The 16,669-nt window shown below is 48.4% G+C and carries 20 protein-coding genes and 1 riboswitch; of the genes, 4 read left to right on the plus strand and 16 right to left on the minus strand.

Features of this window, described 5'->3' with window-relative positions:
• Positions 1-29: 29 nt before the first annotated feature.
• Positions 30-290 (plus strand): YgaP family membrane protein, encoded by a 261-nt coding sequence (locus QYB97_RS11980; protein ID WP_301166238.1) that lies wholly within the window; start codon positions 30-32, stop codon positions 288-290.
• A 351-nt stretch (positions 291-641) separates the two neighbouring features.
• On the plus strand, positions 642-743 hold the full coding sequence (locus QYB97_RS25210) for an EYxxD motif small membrane protein (protein WP_338082342.1): 102 nt from the start codon (positions 642-644) through the stop codon (positions 741-743).
• Here the strand turns inward: QYB97_RS25210 and purD are convergent.
• The 14 genes from purD to QYB97_RS12050 form a co-directional block, all read right to left on the minus strand.
• The gene (gene purD / locus QYB97_RS11985) at positions 721-1,989 is read right to left on the minus strand and encodes a phosphoribosylamine--glycine ligase (protein WP_301166239.1); all 1,269 of its coding nucleotides are present in this window, start codon (positions 1,987-1,989) and stop codon (positions 721-723) included. The two genes, QYB97_RS25210 and purD, sit on opposite strands and share 23 nt — an antisense overlap.
• Before the next feature lie 25 nt (positions 1,990-2,014).
• A complete protein-coding gene (gene purH / locus QYB97_RS11990) occupies positions 2,015-3,553 on the minus strand; it encodes a bifunctional phosphoribosylaminoimidazolecarboxamide formyltransferase/IMP cyclohydrolase (protein WP_301166240.1) in 1,539 nt (512 codons plus the stop codon).
• Positions 3,550-4,140, minus strand: a complete 591-nt coding sequence (gene purN / locus QYB97_RS11995) for a phosphoribosylglycinamide formyltransferase (protein WP_301166241.1) — start codon at positions 4,138-4,140, stop codon at positions 3,550-3,552. Before purN ends, purH begins: the two co-directional genes overlap by 4 nt.
• Positions 4,137-5,177, minus strand: a complete 1,041-nt coding sequence (purM, locus tag QYB97_RS12000; RefSeq protein WP_301166242.1) for a phosphoribosylformylglycinamidine cyclo-ligase — start codon at positions 5,175-5,177, stop codon at positions 4,137-4,139. The genes purN and purM overlap by 4 nt, the downstream gene beginning before the upstream one ends.
• Before the next feature lie 23 nt (positions 5,178-5,200).
• Entirely contained in the window at positions 5,201-6,619 is a 1,419-nt protein-coding gene (gene purF / locus QYB97_RS12005; RefSeq protein ID WP_301166243.1) for an amidophosphoribosyltransferase, read from the minus strand.
• Positions 6,595-8,823, minus strand: coding sequence for a phosphoribosylformylglycinamidine synthase subunit PurL (purL, locus tag QYB97_RS12010; protein ID WP_301166244.1), 2,229 nt, complete (start codon positions 8,821-8,823; stop codon positions 6,595-6,597). Before purL ends, purF begins: the two co-directional genes overlap by 25 nt.
• Positions 8,807-9,490 (minus strand): phosphoribosylformylglycinamidine synthase subunit PurQ, encoded by a 684-nt coding sequence (gene purQ, locus QYB97_RS12015; RefSeq protein ID WP_301166245.1) that lies wholly within the window; start codon positions 9,488-9,490, stop codon positions 8,807-8,809. The genes purL and purQ overlap by 17 nt, the downstream gene beginning before the upstream one ends.
• A complete protein-coding gene (purS, locus tag QYB97_RS12020) occupies positions 9,487-9,741 on the minus strand; it encodes a phosphoribosylformylglycinamidine synthase subunit PurS (protein WP_301166246.1) in 255 nt (84 codons plus the stop codon). Before purS ends, purQ begins: the two co-directional genes overlap by 4 nt.
• Positions 9,734-10,453 (minus strand): phosphoribosylaminoimidazolesuccinocarboxamide synthase, encoded by a 720-nt coding sequence (gene purC, locus QYB97_RS12025; RefSeq protein WP_301166247.1) that lies wholly within the window; start codon positions 10,451-10,453, stop codon positions 9,734-9,736. Before purC ends, purS begins: the two co-directional genes overlap by 8 nt.
• Positions 10,454-10,608: 155 nt before the next feature.
• A complete protein-coding gene (gene purB / locus QYB97_RS12030; RefSeq protein ID WP_301166248.1) occupies positions 10,609-11,901 on the minus strand; it encodes an adenylosuccinate lyase in 1,293 nt (430 codons plus the stop codon).
• Complete coding sequence (purK, locus tag QYB97_RS12035) at positions 11,898-13,058, minus strand: 5-(carboxyamino)imidazole ribonucleotide synthase (protein ID WP_301166249.1); 1,161 nt, start codon at positions 13,056-13,058, stop codon at positions 11,898-11,900. The genes purB and purK overlap by 4 nt, the downstream gene beginning before the upstream one ends.
• Complete coding sequence (purE, locus tag QYB97_RS12040) at positions 13,051-13,539, minus strand: 5-(carboxyamino)imidazole ribonucleotide mutase (protein WP_301166250.1); 489 nt, start codon at positions 13,537-13,539, stop codon at positions 13,051-13,053. Before purE ends, purK begins: the two co-directional genes overlap by 8 nt.
• Positions 13,540-13,676: 137 nt before the next feature.
• A riboswitch (purine riboswitch) is annotated at positions 13,677-13,778 on the minus strand.
• A 79-nt stretch (positions 13,779-13,857) separates the two neighbouring features.
• A complete protein-coding gene (locus QYB97_RS12045; RefSeq protein WP_301166251.1) occupies positions 13,858-14,058 on the minus strand; it encodes an NETI motif-containing protein in 201 nt (66 codons plus the stop codon).
• 2 nt (positions 14,059-14,060) lie between these two features.
• Entirely contained in the window at positions 14,061-14,588 is a 528-nt protein-coding gene (locus tag QYB97_RS12050; protein ID WP_301166252.1) for a DUF2179 domain-containing protein, read from the minus strand.
• A gap of 182 nt (positions 14,589-14,770) precedes the next feature.
• Here QYB97_RS12050 and QYB97_RS12055 point away from each other — a divergent pair, with 182 nt between their 5' ends.
• Positions 14,771-15,286: a ferritin-like domain-containing protein gene (locus tag QYB97_RS12055; protein WP_301166253.1), complete on the plus strand. Its 516-nt coding sequence runs from the start codon at positions 14,771-14,773 to the stop codon at positions 15,284-15,286.
• A gap of 84 nt (positions 15,287-15,370) precedes the next feature.
• On the opposite strand, the gene gerPC is transcribed toward QYB97_RS12055, so the two are convergent.
• Positions 15,371-15,652, minus strand: coding sequence for a spore germination protein GerPC (gene gerPC / locus QYB97_RS12060; protein ID WP_301166254.1), 282 nt, complete (start codon positions 15,650-15,652; stop codon positions 15,371-15,373).
• Positions 15,653-15,736: 84 nt separating this feature from the next.
• Here gerPC and QYB97_RS12065 point away from each other — a divergent pair, with 84 nt between their 5' ends.
• A complete protein-coding gene (locus tag QYB97_RS12065; protein ID WP_301166255.1) occupies positions 15,737-16,171 on the plus strand; it encodes an Hsp20/alpha crystallin family protein in 435 nt (144 codons plus the stop codon).
• Between the two features lie 70 nt (positions 16,172-16,241).
• Here QYB97_RS12065 and QYB97_RS12070 read toward each other — a convergent pair whose 3' ends face one another.
• Positions 16,242-16,547, minus strand: a complete 306-nt coding sequence (locus tag QYB97_RS12070; protein ID WP_301166256.1) for a hypothetical protein — start codon at positions 16,545-16,547, stop codon at positions 16,242-16,244.
• Positions 16,548-16,669 lie beyond the last annotated feature (122 nt).

A 16,669-nucleotide genomic window follows, 5' to 3' on the forward strand; every position in this document is an offset into this window, starting at 1 on the left:
AATTTCACTACAGAAAGGAAAATTACGCTATGAAACAGAATATCGGCATCCTTAACGCCATGATCCGCATCGTGTGCGGATTAACCATGCTCGCCATGCTTACCGCGAAATATACCCGCAAACCATGGAAGGGCTCCTACGTATTCATGATGATCCTTGCCGCCATGAAAGTAGCTGAAGGGATTCTCCGTTATTGCCCCGTCACCGAAATGGTCAAACAAGGCACCGAGCTGAAGGACATGGACCTCAATGACATCACCAAAGAAGGCAACCCGATTAACCCAAGCTAAAAAAGTTCGTTTAAGTTAATCCCTGTTGCTTTTGAGGGTAGTTGATTTCCGTTCCAGGTCGCTAACTTTTACCGGCGCCAGCGCCTACTTTCGCAGGGCGTGCGCTGAGCCTACTCGGCGCCAGCGCCTGCGTAGTCTCACCTGTCACGCACATCCTGGAGGACAAGGAAGGCTTCGGCAGGGATACATCGCACGAAGAAAATGTATTTTCATTTTCGAGGAGTCTCGCACCTTGCACTCCAACCAACTGATCAATGAAGAATTTACCGCACAACTTTTCCTGAGCAACTAATAATCAAAGCACAAAAAAACTCCCCACTCAAGGGGAGTTTTCTGCAAGGAGGGACAGCTATGAAAGAATTTCTTATGGATACCATTTTCGTGTATGCCACGCTCATCGGCGGCATCATCGCCATACTCTTTGCTGTGGTTAAAAAGCGGCGCGTGAAATAGCTTTTGAACCGATGTCCGTCCGGTAAAAGGACTGGCTGCAGCTGATTTTCTGCATTTCGGCATAAACGTTTTCCTGGGCGCTGGCCAGGTCTGTTCCTTTTACAGCCGCCAGAAGAATCCGTCCGCCATCTGTTACAAGCTGGTCTCCTGCCAGTTTCGTTCCGGCATGGAACAAAAGTGTCGTCTCTTTCAGGCTTTCAAGTCCATTGATGGCAATGCCCTTGTCGTATTGATCAGGATAGCCGCCAGAGGCGAGAACCACACCGATGACTGCTTCGTCACTCCAGCTCAGTTCCACTTCCTCTTTTCGAAGAATGCCCAGCAGGATCTCTGCAAAATCACCTTGAAGCCTCGGCAGAACCACCTGTGTTTCCGGGTCGCCAAAGCGGGCGTTGAACTCAATCACCTTCGGACCGTCAGCGGTCAGCATAAGACCGGCATACAGGATTCCTGTAAACGGACGGCCTTCCTTCATCATCGCCTGGGCAGCGGGGTCAAGAACGGTTTTCCGAGCTTCCTCCACTACAGATTGCGGAATCTGCGGAACCGGTGAATAGGCACCCATTCCTCCAGTGTTCGGGCCTTTGTCGTCAGTAAACGCACGCTTGTGGTCCTGGGCAATCACCATCGGATAAACCTTCTCTTCGTTCACGAACGCCATGAATGAAAACTCTTCGCCTTCCAGGTACTCTTCCATCACGACAGAAGCACTTGCTTCCCCAAAACGGGCCTGGTTGAGCATTTCATCAAGGCCATTTTCTGCTTCCTCTTCGGTCATGGCCACGATCACGCCTTTACCAGCCGCAAGTCCGTCCGCTTTTAAAACGATGGGCGCTCCCTGCTCCTTCAAATATGCTCTTGCTTCTTCATAAGAAGTAAACGTTTTTGATTTTGCTGTCGGGATGCCATGCTTGTCCATGAGATCCTTCGCAAATGATTTGCTTCCCTCGATCAGTGCCGCTTCCTTTGACGGACCGAAAGCGACAAGACCTGCTTCTTGAAAGTCATTGACGATCCCGTTTAAAAGAGGAACTTCAGCACCAACGAAGGTAAGCGCGATGTCATTTTCCTTAGCAAACGCAATAAGCGCTTCGTGATCGCTTTCCTCGATATTCACGCATTCCGCAATATCCGCCATTCCCGGATTGCCCGGTGCGGCGTACACGTTTGTTACGCTCGGGCTATTCGCAAACCGCCATACGATGGCATGCTCACGGCCGCCCTTTCCAATTACCAAAACGTTCATGCTTGTCTCCTCCTTGGTACAGATATTAATGTTTGAAGTGACGTACGCCGGTGAAGACCATAGCGATGCCGTATTCGTCTGCTTTTTTGATGGAATCTTCATCTTTTACCGATCCGCCCGGCTGGATGATGGCAGTGACTCCTGCTTTGGCTGCCGCTTCCACGGTATCGTCCATCGGGAAGAAGGCATCTGATCCAAGAGCGCTTCCCTGCGCTTTTTCTCCGGCCTGTTCAATCGCGATTTTTGCCGCGCCCACACGGTTCATTTGGCCCGCGCCGACACCGATGGTCATTTGATCCTTTGTTAAAACGATCGCATTGGATTTAATGTGCTTAACCACTTTCCACGCAAGCTTCAAGTCTTCCCACTCTTTTTCGGTTGGCTCACGCTTGGTTGCAACGGAGATGTTGGCTTGATCAAGCCCGTACGCATCCTCGTCCTGAACGAGAAGACCGCCGCGTACTGTGGTCAGCTTTTTCTCCTGCTTTTTATCTTCACCGAGCTCCAATGTAAGGAGACGGATGTTTTTCTTTTTGGTTAAAATCTCTTTTGCTTCATCACTGAACGATGGTGCAATGATGATTTCAAGGAAAATTTCGCTCATTTTTTGGGCTGCCGCACCGTTGATTTCCACGTTGGATGCGATAATGCCGCCAAAAATGGAAACAGGGTCAGCCGCAAATGCTCTAGAGAACGCTTCTTCTACAGAGCTTCCTGTACCAACGCCGCACGGATTCATGTGTTTTACCGCTACAACAGCGGGATCGGTGAATTCTCGTACGATTTGAAGCGCAGCATCCGCATCATTGATGTTGTTGTAGGAAAGCTCTTTGCCGTGAAGCTGTTCCGCCTGGGCAATCGATGTTTTCGTGCCAAGCGGCGCTTTGTAAAATGCCGCCTTTTGGTGCGGGTTCTCTCCATAGCGAAGGTCTTGTTTCTTTTCGTAGGTAACTGTGTATGATTCCGGATTTTCCTCTTCCACCATGTTGGTCAGGTATTCTGCGATCAGCGCATCGTAAGCCGCTGTATGGCGGAATGTTTTTGCCGCAAGCTTTTTCCGTGTTTCATCGGACACCTGGTTGTTTTGCTGAACTTCTTCAAGCACTTTGGAGTAATCCGCAGGATCAACGACAACCGTTACATACGCATGGTTTTTCGCAGCTGAGCGGAGCATGCTTGGTCCGCCGATATCAATATTTTCAATGGCATCTTCAAAGGCTACATTTGGTTTGGCAATGGTTTCTTTAAACGGGTAAAGGTTAACCACAACAAGATCGATCGGGGAGATGCCGTTCTCCTCCATTTGCTGAACGTGGCTCTCATTGCCGCGAACAGCAAGAAGGCCGCCGTGAATCATCGGATGAAGAGTTTTTACGCGTCCATCCATGATTTCCGGAAAGCCTGTTACTTCGGATATACCGGTTACCTTTACACCAGCTTCCTGCAATGCTTTGCTTGTTCCCCCAGTGGAGATCACTTCCACGCCTTGTTCGGCCAGCGCCTGAACAAAAGGAACCAACCCTTCTTTATTGGAAACTGATACTAATGCTCGTTTGATGCTCAAAATGATACGCCTCCTACTTTCTCTTGGTTGAATAGCTGATGCAGCACACTTGGAAACAATTGATGCTCGACCTGCTGGATCCGCTCCTGCAGTGTATCCCGTGTGTCCTCTTTATTGATCGGCACGGTTTTCTGTGCGATGATCGGGCCTGTGTCCATTCCGCTGTCCACATAATGTACAGTAACACCGGTTACTTCTGCTTTTGCGTCCAATGCCTGTCCGACCGCATCCTTGCCCGGAAATGCCGGCAGGAGCGATGGATGGATGTTGACGATGCGCCCTTCATATTCAGAAAGCAAAGTGGAGCCAATCAGGCGCATGTAACCCGCAAGCACAATAAATTCAATGTTTCTTTCTTTCAGCTGCTTTAAAATCTCCGTCTCAAACGCTGTTTTTGATTCAAACTCTTTTGGATAAAACGCAAACGTTTCTGTTCCCGATTGTTCAGCGCGCTCTACTACCCGCGCACCCGGCTTGTCGCAAACCAGAAGCGAAACGTCCGCTTCCAGCTTCTTTTCATTTATAGCATCGATGATCGCCTGGAAATTGGAGCCGCTTCCTGATGCAAAGATGGCGATTTTCTTCATTTAAGCTCACCGCCGCCGAACTGGACACCTTCGCCCTTTTTCACGCGGCCGATGACAAACGCCTTTTCTCCGTCATTTTCAAGCGATTTAATGACATCAAAGGATTCCTCATAATCAACAGCAAGCACCATCCCGATACCCATGTTGAACGTGTTGAACATCTCTTTTCTTCCGATGCCCCCTGTTTGTTCGATGGTTTCAAAGATAGCTGGAATGGGCCATGAGCCGTAATCCACTTCAGCTGCCAGTCCTTCCGGAAGCATGCGCGGAATATTTTCCTCAAATCCGCCGCCCGTAATATGAGCCGCCCCATGAACTTGATAGTTTTTAAAAGCGTTAAGCAGCGGTTTTACATAAATGCGCGTTGGAGCCAGCAGCTCTTCGCCCAATGTTTTTCCGTCCGTTCCAAAGCTGCTCTCCAGATCCAGCTGGCCTGTTTCAAGAAGGACTTTGCGCACGAGCGAATAGCCGTTGCTGTGGATGCCATTGGAAGCAAGTCCGATGAGAACATCTCCTTCTTTGACAAGATCCGGGTGAATGAGTCTGGATTTTTCTGCAGCGCCGACTGAAAAACCGGCAAGGTCATAATCTCCATTGCTGTACATACCGGGCATTTCTGCCGTTTCTCCGCCGATCAGGGAACAGCCTGCCTGCTCACAGCCATCGGCAACTCCTTTGACGATATCCTCAATCTTTGCTGGATCCAGCTTTCCGCATGCGATGTAATCCAGGAAGTACAGCGGCTCGGCTCCCTGTGCCACGATGTCATTCACGCACATCGCCACAGCGTCCACTCCAATGGTATCATGTTTATCCATCATGATTGCCACCATAAGCTTTGTGCCCACTCCGTCCGTACCGGAAATCAGAACCGGCTCCTTGTACGGCAGGTTGGACAAGTCAAACATTGCCCCAAAGCCGCCAAGGCCTGCCATGACTTCGGGACGGCGTGTACGCAATGCGTGCTTTTTGATTCTGTCTACCGCCTCGTAACCCGCTTCAATATCCACTCCGGCCTGTCTGTATGCCTCTGCCATTGTATTTCCTCCCTTTTTTGCGCTTACACCATTTCTTTTTCATACGGAAGCACGGTATCCGGATAGATCTCTGTTGGATACTTCCCTGTAAAGCAAGCCAGGCACTGTCCGTTGTTCGGGTCCCCATCCGGGCGCCCGATGCCTCTCAGCAATCCCTCAGGCGATAAGAAAGACAATGAATCTGCTCCGATAATGTCTCTGATTTCCTCCACTGTATGATTGGAGGCGATCAGTTCTGCACGCTCTGATGTATCAATGCCGTAGTAGCACGGATGAGCAATCGGAGGAGCGGTAATCCGCACATGCACTTCAGTTGCTCCCGCTGCACGCAGCATTTTCACAATCCGGCGGCTCGTTGTTCCGCGGACGATGGAGTCATCAACCATCACCACGCGTTTGCCTTCCACGATTCCCCGTACAGGAGACAGCTTCATCTTCACACCAAGCTCCCGCAATTCCTGTGACGGCTGGATGAACGTACGGCCTACATAACGGTTTTTGATCAAGCCGATTTCGTAAGGAATGCCTGATGCTTCGGCATAGCCGATCGCGGCTGAAATACTGGAGTCAGGAACGCCTGTAACCACATCCGCTTCGATTGGCGCTTCGCGGTACAGCTCTTTTCCTAGATTCTTTCTTGCACTGTGCACGTTCACCTGGTCGATGTTGCTGTCAGGACGTGAAAAGTATATATATTCCATGGAACAGATCGAGCGGTTCGTCGGTGAAGAAAAACGGTCCGCAGTCATTCCATTGTTGTCGATGATTAAAAGTTCTCCCGGTTTCACATCGCGAAGATACTCTGCACCCACTACGTCAAAGGCACAGGTCTCGGAAGCCACCACATAGGCATCTCCGAGCATGCCGATGGAAAGCGGACGCAATCCGTTGGGATCCAGTGCGACCATCAGCTTGTCCTCCGTCATGATCACAAAAGCATAAGCCCCTTTTAGCATGGTAAGGGCATTTCTTACCTGGTCCTTTAAATCCACATATCCGCTGCGCTTAATCAAGTGAGCCAATACTTCGGTATCGGATGTTGTCTGAAAAATACTTCCCTGTGCTTCAAGCTGGTGTTTCAGCGCATTCGCATTCACTAGGTTTCCGTTGTGTGCAACCGCAAGACTGGACGTCTGTGAGCGGAAAAGCAGGGGCTGAACATTTGCATATTCATTGCCCCCTGCTGTGGAATAGCGCACATGGCCGATGGCAGCATGGCCGGTCATGCCTTCAAGTTCCCCGCGGCTGAACACCTCGGTTACAAGCCCGTGTCCTTTGTGCATTTTCAGCTTTTCACCGTCTGTTACAACAATTCCTGCACCTTCCTGTCCTCGGTGCTGAAGGCTGTGCAGTCCGTAATACGTGAGCTGGGCAGCATCCTGATGTCCCCAGATGCCAAATACCCCACATTCTTCGTTTAAGCCTTTGATGTCAGCAAGCATGGTATGGCTCCTTTCCAAGCCGAATGAAGTTCATCATACGCTGCGGCCAGCACCTCTTGATTTTCATGGTCGATGCGCAAAACCGCGTTGTCCGTTACAAATCCGATCTGTTTCGCGTCTTCATTCATCGCTTCAAACGCTTTGGCGTTTTCCGGTTTTACTGAAACTAGGAAGCGTGACTGGGTTTCGCTGTAAAGGGCAGAAACAAGGTCTCCCTCAAGCTCAACTGACGCCCCTGTATTGCCGTTCATCATGCTTTCGGCAAGTGCGACTGACAATCCGCCCTCTGCCACGTCATGAGCAGATTCAACAAGTCCGTTCTGAATGGCTTCAAGCAATTGCTTCTGGCGTTTGACTTCCGTTTCCAGATTCAACGCCGGTGCTTTTCCTGAAATTTTGCCCAGCTGCATTTTTTGCAGCTCGCTTCCGCCAAATTCCTGAAGGGTTTCACCGATTACATAGATCAGGTCTCCCGGTGCTTTGAAGTACTGAGTTGTAATATGGTCAAGGTGATGAACGAGTCCAACCATCCCGATTACAGGAGTCGGATACACGGCCACACCGTTTGTTTCATTATAAAGTGATACGTTACCGCCGATTACCGGTGTGCCCAGCGTTCGGCACGCTTCGCTCATTCCGTCCGTGGACTTTTCGAGCTGCCAGAAGATTTCCGGCTTTTCCGGATTTCCGTAGTTCAGGCAGTCGGTAATGGCAAGCGGTTCTGCACCGGAACAAACGAGGTTTCTTGCTGCTTCTGCCACGGCGATCTGTCCGCCCGTTTCCGGATCAAGATAGAGATAGCGAGAGTTGCAGTCGGTTGTCATCGCAAGCGCCTTATCGGTTTCACGGATGCGGATAACAGCAGCATCCGATCCCGGAGGCACGACTGTGTTGGTGCGTACCATGTAGTCGTACTGGTCAAACACCCACGATTTGCTTGCGATCGTTGGCTGTGCTAAAAGCTGCAGCAGTGTTTCCTTTTTGCTTTCTACTGCTGGAACGAAAGGTTCCTCGTTTTGAAACTTTGAAAACATTTCAGGCTCTCTGGATGGCTTATGATATACCGGCGCTTCTTCTGCAAGCGCATCAACCGGAACATCGGCGACAACTTCTCCGTGTTGAAGAAGGCGAAGCTGCTTGTCTTCAATAACCGTTCCAACGACTACAGCCTCAAGGCCCCATTTTTCAAAAATATCAATGGCTTCCTGCTCTCTGCCTTTTTGCATAACGATCAGCATGCGTTCCTGAGATTCAGAAAGCATCATTTCGTATGCCGTCATGTTCAATTCACGCTGCGGTACAAGATCAAGGTTCATCTCGATTCCCATGCCCGCTTTACTTGCCATCTCAGCAGATGAGCTCGTAAGGCCGGCTGCTCCCATATCCTGAATACCGACAAGCGCATCACAGTTCTGGATAAGTTCCAGGCACGCTTCAAGCAGCAGCTTTTCCATGAACGGGTCGCCCACTTGAACAGCCGGGCGCTTCTCTTCAGAAGCTTCGGTCAATTCCTCGGAAGCGAAAGTCGCCCCGTGGATTCCGTCGCGCCCTGTTCGAGCTCCGACATACATAACCGAGTTGCCTGCGCCTTTTGCCTGCCCTTTTTGAATGTCCTTGTGGTCGATCAATCCAACACACATTGCGTTAACAAGCGGATTGCCATCGTAGGAAGCATCAAACTGAACTTCGCCGCCAACCGTCGGAATTCCGATACAGTTGCCGTAACCTGCGATACCGGCAACCACTTCTTCAAACAAATATTTCACACGGGAAGACGTCAATTCGCCAAAACGAAGCGAGTTCAACAGTGCAACCGGGCGCGCACCCATGGAAAAGATGTCACGAATGATGCCGCCAACACCTGTGGCTGCACCCTGATATGGTTCAATGGCAGATGGGTGGTTGTGGCTTTCAATTTTGAAAACAACCGCCTGGCCATCCCCAATGTCTACCACTCCTGCTCCCTCTCCAGGACCCTGAAGCACGCGTTCTCCATCCACAGGGAACTTGCGAAGGACTGGCTTGGAGTTTTTATACGAACAATGCTCACTCCACATGACCGAGAACAATCCGGTCTCCGTCCAGTTCGGAAGGCGTCCGATGATGGATTGAACAAGAGCAAACTCCTCATCGCTCAAACCCATTTCACGGTATAATTTTTGCTCCTGAATTTGTTCTGCAGTCGGCTCATGAAGATAAGACATGGTTTTCCCTCCAGCTTTTTACGATTGATTGAAACAATTTCAGTCCGTCCGCACTGCCCAAAAGCTCACTGACTGCTCGCTCGGGATGCGGCATCATGCCAAGTACGTTGCCTTTGGCGTTCATGATTCCGGCGATATCCGAAACCGATCCGTTCGGGTTATTTTTATAGCGGAAGATGATGCGATTTTCCTCTTCCAGCTGTTTCAGTGTCTCTTCATCACAATAGTAGTTTCCTGCGCCGTGGGCGATCGGAATAATAATTTCTTCGTCCTTCCCGTAGGAAGAGCTGAACATGGTTTCATTGTTGACGACCTTCAGCGCTTCTTGCTTACAGATGAATTTCAATGATTCATTTCGGCGCATGGCTCCCGGAAGCAATCCAGCTTCCTGAAGGATTTGAAATCCGTTGCAGACGCCAAGCACGGGTTTGCCCGCCTCGGCGGCTTTTTTCACTCCATCCATTACATGGGAAAACTGTGCGATGGCGCCTGTACGAAGGTAGTCGCCATACGAGAATCCGCCCGGCAGCAGGATTCCGTCAAAACGGTCAAGACTTTCTTCGTCATGCCACACGTACTCGGCTTCTGCACCAAGCTCGTCCTTTACGGCGTGAAACATGTCAATGTCACAGTTGGATCCTGGAAAAACAATGACCGCAAACCTCACTGTGCGACAACCTCCTCCACCTCATAGCGGTAATCTTCAATGACCGGGTTTGAAAGCAATTTCTCACACATTTCTCTGATAGCCTGATCAAGGTCCTTTACGCTGTCTTCAATCGTAAGCTCAAGATATTTACCGATGCGGACGTCCTGCACCTCGTTATATTCCATTCGGTGCAATGAGCCTTTAACCGCTGTCCCCTGAGGATCCAATACGCTTTCTTTTAACGTGACAAATACTTTTACTTTATACATGAAGATTTCCCCCTAAGCGTTCTAAGATTTTTTCATATGCATCTGTTAAGCTGCCAAGATCACGGCGAAATACGTCTTTATCGAGTTTTTCATTCGTCTCACTGTCCCAAAGACGGCATGTATCCGGTGAAATTTCATCAGCCACCAGCAGTTCACCCTTGCCATTTGTGCCGAACTCCAGCTTAAAATCTATTAATCTAACTTTTTTCTCTGCAAAAAATTGAACAAGAACGGTATTGACCTGAAGCGCAAGCTCCTTCATTTCTTCAAGCTGCTGTGGAACTGCAAGCTCTAAAGCTGCGATATGGTCTGTGTTAAAAAGAGGATCGCCAAGGTCGTCATTTTTGTAATAAAATTCGACGATCGGCTTACGCAGAACGTGTCCTTCCGGAAGTCCCGTACGTTTGGCCAGTGTTCCTGCCACCACGTTGCGGACAACCACCTCAAGTGGAATGATCTCCACATGCTGGACAATCTGTTCGGTTGGAGATTGTTTGGAGATAAAATGAGTGGTAATGTTATTTTGCTGCAAAAGCGCAAACATCAAGCTGGTGATCTCATTGTTCAGGCGGCCTTTTCCATCGATCGTTGCTTTCTTCTCGCCGTTGAACGCTGTCGCTGAATCCTTGTATTCCACCCACACTGTGTTTCGATCTTCTGTGCTGTAAATCCTCTTCGCCTTTCCTTCATAAAGCAAGGTTTGCTTTTCCATTCAAAATCCCCCTGACATAAGTCGAATTCCATAAGAAAAATCACGAATATTGGCAATATTATAAGTAGTGCTAAGGCTTGTGAGACGGAACGGCGATGCGTTTCCGTCTCAAATCCCCATTACTATTTGCTTAAAGACCAAGTCTTTAGTATTTACTAAAGACCAAGTCTTTCGAAAATCGTATCCACATGCTGCAGGTGGTACGAGTAGTCGAAGCAGTCTTCGATGTCTTCTGGTGTAAGTTTTTCCGTAATGCGCGGCTCTTCCTGAACGAGCTGCTTGAATTGGATGCCTTCTTCCCAGGCCTGCATTGCTTTGGGCTGAACGATGTCATAAGCGGCTTCACGGCTCATTCCTTTATCGATGAGCTTCAACAGCACGCGCTGAGAATAGATTAATCCGTATGTTCTTGTCATGTTGCGTTTCATGTTTTCCGGGAACACCGTCAGGTTCTTCACGATGTTGCCAAAGCGGTTAAGCATGTAATTTAATGCAATCGTTGCATCCGGCAAAATTACACGTTCTGCGGAGGAGTGGGAAATATCACGTTCATGCCATAGTGCCACGTTTTCGTAAGCTGTCACCATGTAGCCGCGAATCACGCGTGCCATACCGGTCATGTTTTCCGAACCGATCGGGTTGCGTTTGTGAGGCATCGCAGAAGATCCTTTTTGGCCTTTGGCAAAGAACTCTTCCACTTCACGCGTTTCACTCTTTTGCAGCCCGCGGATCTCAACTGAGAACTTCTCGATGCTTGCTGCTACTAGCGCCAATGCAGACAAATAATGGGCATGGCGGTCGCGTTGAAGGGTTTGGGTTGAAATCGGCGATGCTTCTAGCCCCAGCTTTTCACAAACATATTTTTCAACGAATGGATCGATGTTGGCATATGTACCAACCGCTCCGCTGATTTTTCCGACGCGGACCGAGTCAGCTGCCTGCTTGAAACGCTCAAGGTTACGCTTCATTTCTTCATACCAGAGTGCCAGCTTCAAACCAAAGGTAGTCGGTTCTGCGTGAACACCGTGGGTACGGCCCATCATGACCGTGTACTTATGTTCTTTCGCTTTGTTTCCGATGATCTCGATGAACTTCTCGATGTCTTTGATCAGGATTTCATTCGCCTGCAGCAGCAGGTATGACAACGCTGTATCCACTACGTCGGTGGAAGTGAGTCCGTAGTGTACCCATTTGCGCTCTTCGCCCAGTGTTTCGGATACTGCGCGGGTAAAAGCGACTACATCGTGGCGTGTTTCCTGCTCAATTTCAAAAATTCGGTTGATATCAAATGATGCATTCTCGCGCAGCTTTCTAACGTCCTCTTTCGGAATCTCGCCAAGCTCTGCCCATGCTTCACAGGCTAAAATTTCGACTTCCAGCCAGGCTTTAAAGCGGTTTTCATCTGTCCAAATCGCTCCCATTTCAGGGCGTGTATACCGTTCAATCATGTCGTTACCTCCAGCTTTTCCATCTTGAGTACAGCAGCTTTAATGTATTCTGCTTTATTTAGTGCTTCGCTTACTGTGTTTCCGAGCACGGTGATGTGTCCCATTTTTCGTTTCACTTTTGCTTCTTCTTTTCCGTAAAGGTGGAGCTTGGCGTCTTTCAGAAGTTCCAAGTTTTCAAGGAGAGGCTTTACATGCTCCCCGAGCACATTGATCATGACTACCGGGCTGACCAGTGACGTTCGGCCAAGCGGAAGTCCGCAAACCGCCCGTACATGCTGCTGAAATTGTGAGGTCTCGCAGGCTTCGATGCTGTAATGGCCGGAATTATGCGGCCGCGGTGCGAGTTCATTCACGTAAATCTCCCCGTTGGTTCCAAGGAACATCTCTACTGCAAGCGTTCCGTACAGGTTAAGCTCATGAGCAATTTTCTGCGCCATTTCATACGCATTATCTGCTGTTTTCTCTGAAACTCTCGCTGGTACGATCGACTGATGCAGAATGTTTTCCAGGTGGATATTCTCCGCAATTGGAAAGGTGGTCATCTCACCTTTTGTGCTTCGGGTGACAATCACCGACATTTCTTTTTCAAAGGGTACCCAGCTTTCCAGAACGCATTCTCTGCCGCCTGCGAAAAGCTCCTCTGCTTTTTTCATATCTTCCTGGGTGCGGATGACCGTCTGGCCTTTTCCATCATAGCCGCCCTGACACGTTTTCAAAACGGCCGGAAGACCCAGCTGGCTGACCGCCGACTGAAGCTCTTCTTTGCTTTGTACAGGAAGATAGGGAGCAACGCGTACGCCCGCTTTCTCGATCGCCTGCTTTTCACGGATGCGATGCTGAGTCAGATAGAGAAGCTCGCTGCCCTGAGGCATATACGCGTTGTTCTCAAGCCATTGCGCTCTCTCGCTGTCGACGTTTTCAAACTCATAGGTGATTACGTCACTCTTTTGAGCCAGTTCTTCAATGCCTGCCACATCGTCATAAGGAGCAACAATCTGCTGGTCGCTGATTTGGCCGCACGGTGAATTTTCACCCGGATCCAAAACTACAATTCCGTAGCCCATCTCGCGGGCGCTGATCGCCATCATGCGTCCCAATTGGCCTCCGCCCAGGATGCCAATCGTTTGGCCCGGCAAAATTGCTTTGTTTTTAGCCAAGAGAATCACTGCTTTCTATGACGGCTTGTTCAATCTTCTCACGCCGCTTCGTTAAACGATCGTTTAAATCCTGATCCGTAATGGCAAGAATCTGCGCGGCCAGAAGACCCGCGTTGGTCGCTCCCGCCTTCCCGATCGCAACGGTTGCAACCGGAACGCCGCCAGGCATCTGTACGATGGACAGCAGGGAATCCAGTCCGTTTAGAGCTTTGGATTGTACCGGAACCCCGATGACCGGCAGCACCGTTTTAGCAGCTACCATCCCCGGCAGATGGGCAGCACCGCCAGCGCCTGCAATAATAACGCCAATGTTTCTGCTTTTTGCCTCTTCAGCATACTGGAACATGCGGTCAGGCGTCCGATGAGCGGATACCACCTGTTTTTCATAAGGAACCTCCAGCTCCTCAAGAATATCACAGGCATGCTTCATTGTTTCCCAATCGGATGTACTTCCCATAATTACGCCAACTTTGTTTTGCATCGTATCCTCCCCGCAATCGAAAATGCTATGTGAAATGAATTTTTTGCATGAAAAAAGTCCAGTGTACTCACTTTCTCCGTCTATGAGAGAAAGCTACTACGCTGGACATAAATCATCAACTGCGGATATGCCAAAAACAGCAGTGTGCTTCCCCTCATAGTCCGACGAATAACGGTCATCGGGTAGAGACTTACGGGCCATAATCCCGTGATTATATGAGGTACTATTGTTTTGTCACCCTTATTGTAACGAAGGGTCTTTGCCTCTGTCAACCAAAAATCGAACAATAATATATTCTGACAATTTATTGTTCGGTTTTTACTGCAATTTCCCTTCAAAAACGATACGTTGTTCGTGATATTCCTGAACGAATTTTCCGTTCTTCTTTACTTCTTTAAACACCGGCTCTTCCATGCGGCGTACGGGGGAATAGCCTTCCCCGGCCATACGGTCCAAACAATCAGAGATCGTTTCACCGGGCTGTACTTCAAACTTTTTCTTATTTGGCTTTTTATCCATGCCTACCTCCGTATGCTTTTGACCCAGAATCCGCCATGGAAGGCTTTCGGTTCATGTGAAATAATGAAGGCCTTCGGGTCCATTGCTTTGACCGTTTCATAAAGGTTGGATTCTGATTTTCGTGATGTCAGGATTTCCATCATCAGCCGCTGTCCTTCACGGCCTGAGGCCATCCAGTCCGTTACCCCGTAACCTTTTGACCGGATGGCATTCGGCAGCCCCGCAGTAATATCTGTAGTGATAACGTTAACGGTAATATACCCAAGTGCCAGCTTTTCTTCAATCTTCATCCCGACCAGTACACCAAGACCGTAACCGAGTGCATAGGCAATCAGGTTCTGGATCTTATCTAGGTTGTCCAGCACGAGTCCAAGACCAATAACATAAATAACAACCTCAAACACGCTGATAAATGCGGCGAGGTATCTTTGATTTTTTAACGTCAAAATCATTCTAATTGTGAAGAATGAGACATATACCACATTAATCAGAAGAATAATCCCAATCATCACGAGACCGTTATCCAACATCAATTACACTCCTTCTTTTGCCTGTCCATTATGATGCCATAAAAGTAATTTACCATTTTTTTCGAAGGTTGAAAAATGAATATTTATCCAGCTAATTCTATCATGGGCATCAAGTCGGATAGGCACCATTTCAATGTTTCTTCATAGGCTATAAAAGCTTTTTCGGGAAAGGATTTGATATCATGTACCCTTATTATTATCAACCACCTCAACCACCGTTTGAAGAAACCCATTATTATTACGACCCTTACGAGGCAGAACGGCAGCAGCAGCAGGCCCAGCAAAGCCAGCAGCAGCAATCGTATCAGCAGCTTCTGAATGTGCTGATGTCGAGCATTATTGGTGAAGCCACCGCTGTTGATTTCTATACACGTCTGGCGAAAGAGGCGCCAAACGAATACAGCCGAAAGGTTTTATTGGATGCGGCCAAAGACGAAAAGACACATCTACAGTTGTTTACCCGTCTTTACACATCTATAACAGGCAAGCAGCCGAACTATAAGATTCGCCCGGTAAAAATCCAGAACTTCCGTCAGGGCCTGTTTGAAGCGTATGAAGACGAACTCGCTGATTATGAAAAATACCGCAATGCTTACTTGATGACACAGGATCCCACCATTCGGGATACCTTCTTCCGCCCTTTCTCAGACGAAATCAAGCATGCGACCAAGTTCAGCTTTCTGCTGAATTCCCGATGATCTAAGAGTGCCGAACTTCGGCACTCTTTTTTTGGGGGCAAATAAAAAAGCCTAAGGAACAGGTTGATATCCTTAAGCTTTACCCTATTCAGGTTCATCATGATCTTGATGCTGCTGGTGAACGCCCTCCTGCTGGATTTCATCAATGATGGTTTCCATATCCTCCAGATGGGCCTCTCCGGTTAGTCCAATATTGAGGGTCCCCTTGAGTTCTTTGACATGCAGTTCCTGAATTTTATAATTAATGTTTTCGATATTCACAGGCTTGATGTTGCTTAACGCTTCTTTCAGAGACTTATTTTCATGCTGCAGTTCAATAATTTGCTGCTGAAGCTGCTGTAAAATATGGTACAGGTCTTGGTCCATCTCATTGAACCTCCTTCATCTCTCCAACGTTTCACCTACTGGGCGAAAGCTGCATATACTGTCAGGGCAAGGGAGTGAGAGCTTATGAATCCTTCATGGGGCAAGGGAAACGAATGGAAAAAGTATGCCGACCAGGTACTCGGTAAGGACTTCTTTGAAGACTTTAAAGAATTTGGATTAGCAAACCAAGGGCCTCTAGTTAATATATATGAAAACAAAGAAGAAATTTACTGCTTAATTAACCTCCCTGGTGTAAAAAATGTTGAAGATGTGAATTTGTACGTGCATTACCGCACGTTGAAGGTTACCGGGAACATCGATTTTTCCATCAAAAAATTCTCGTGTGTTACCGAGGAGATTGTCTCCGGTCCCATCGAACGGGAAATCCCTCTCCCGCATCCGGTAGAAGACCGTCCACTGGATGCCGGCTATTACCGCGGATTGCTGTACGTCCGCCTCCAGCGTTTGAAACAGGAAAAAGAAAATCAAAAAGTAAATATCTATGATTACTTCGAATAAGACCCAGAGGCGTGTGTGTAATGGCCCTCTGGGTCTTTTTTTCGCTGTAGTGGCTGTTAAGTAAACCATTTTAAGGGGTGTAGGCCAGCATGATCGCCATGTAATAAAGAAGGCAAGCGTTAGCCATGAGCTCGGCTGCCATTTCTTCCGATTGTTTTTTATGTTTATCGATGTCCTGCTGCACGGAAACGGGAGTGGGCGTTGGCTTTTTCGTTGCTGAAGAAGGGTTCTGTGATTGGGATTCATTGTTGTTAGGGCTGTTTTGCTTCGCTTCCTTTTGCAGGGAATAACGTTTGATGATGAGCGTTTTTCCGATGTTAAGAGAACCCTTCATCGTTATTGCATCAACATTTACACTTTTTATCGAAATTTTCATACGCTATCCCTCTTTACGGTTTTGAATGGGATCACCATTACACCAATATATGAGGGCGGGATTAGGGTTATGTCAAAAAACATAAAAAAAAGAACGGAACGAATTTATCATTCGTTCCGCCC

This window comes from Fictibacillus fluitans (genome assembly GCF_030418125.1).
GTDB lineage: Bacteria > Bacillota > Bacilli > Bacillales > Fictibacillaceae > Fictibacillus_C > Fictibacillus_C fluitans.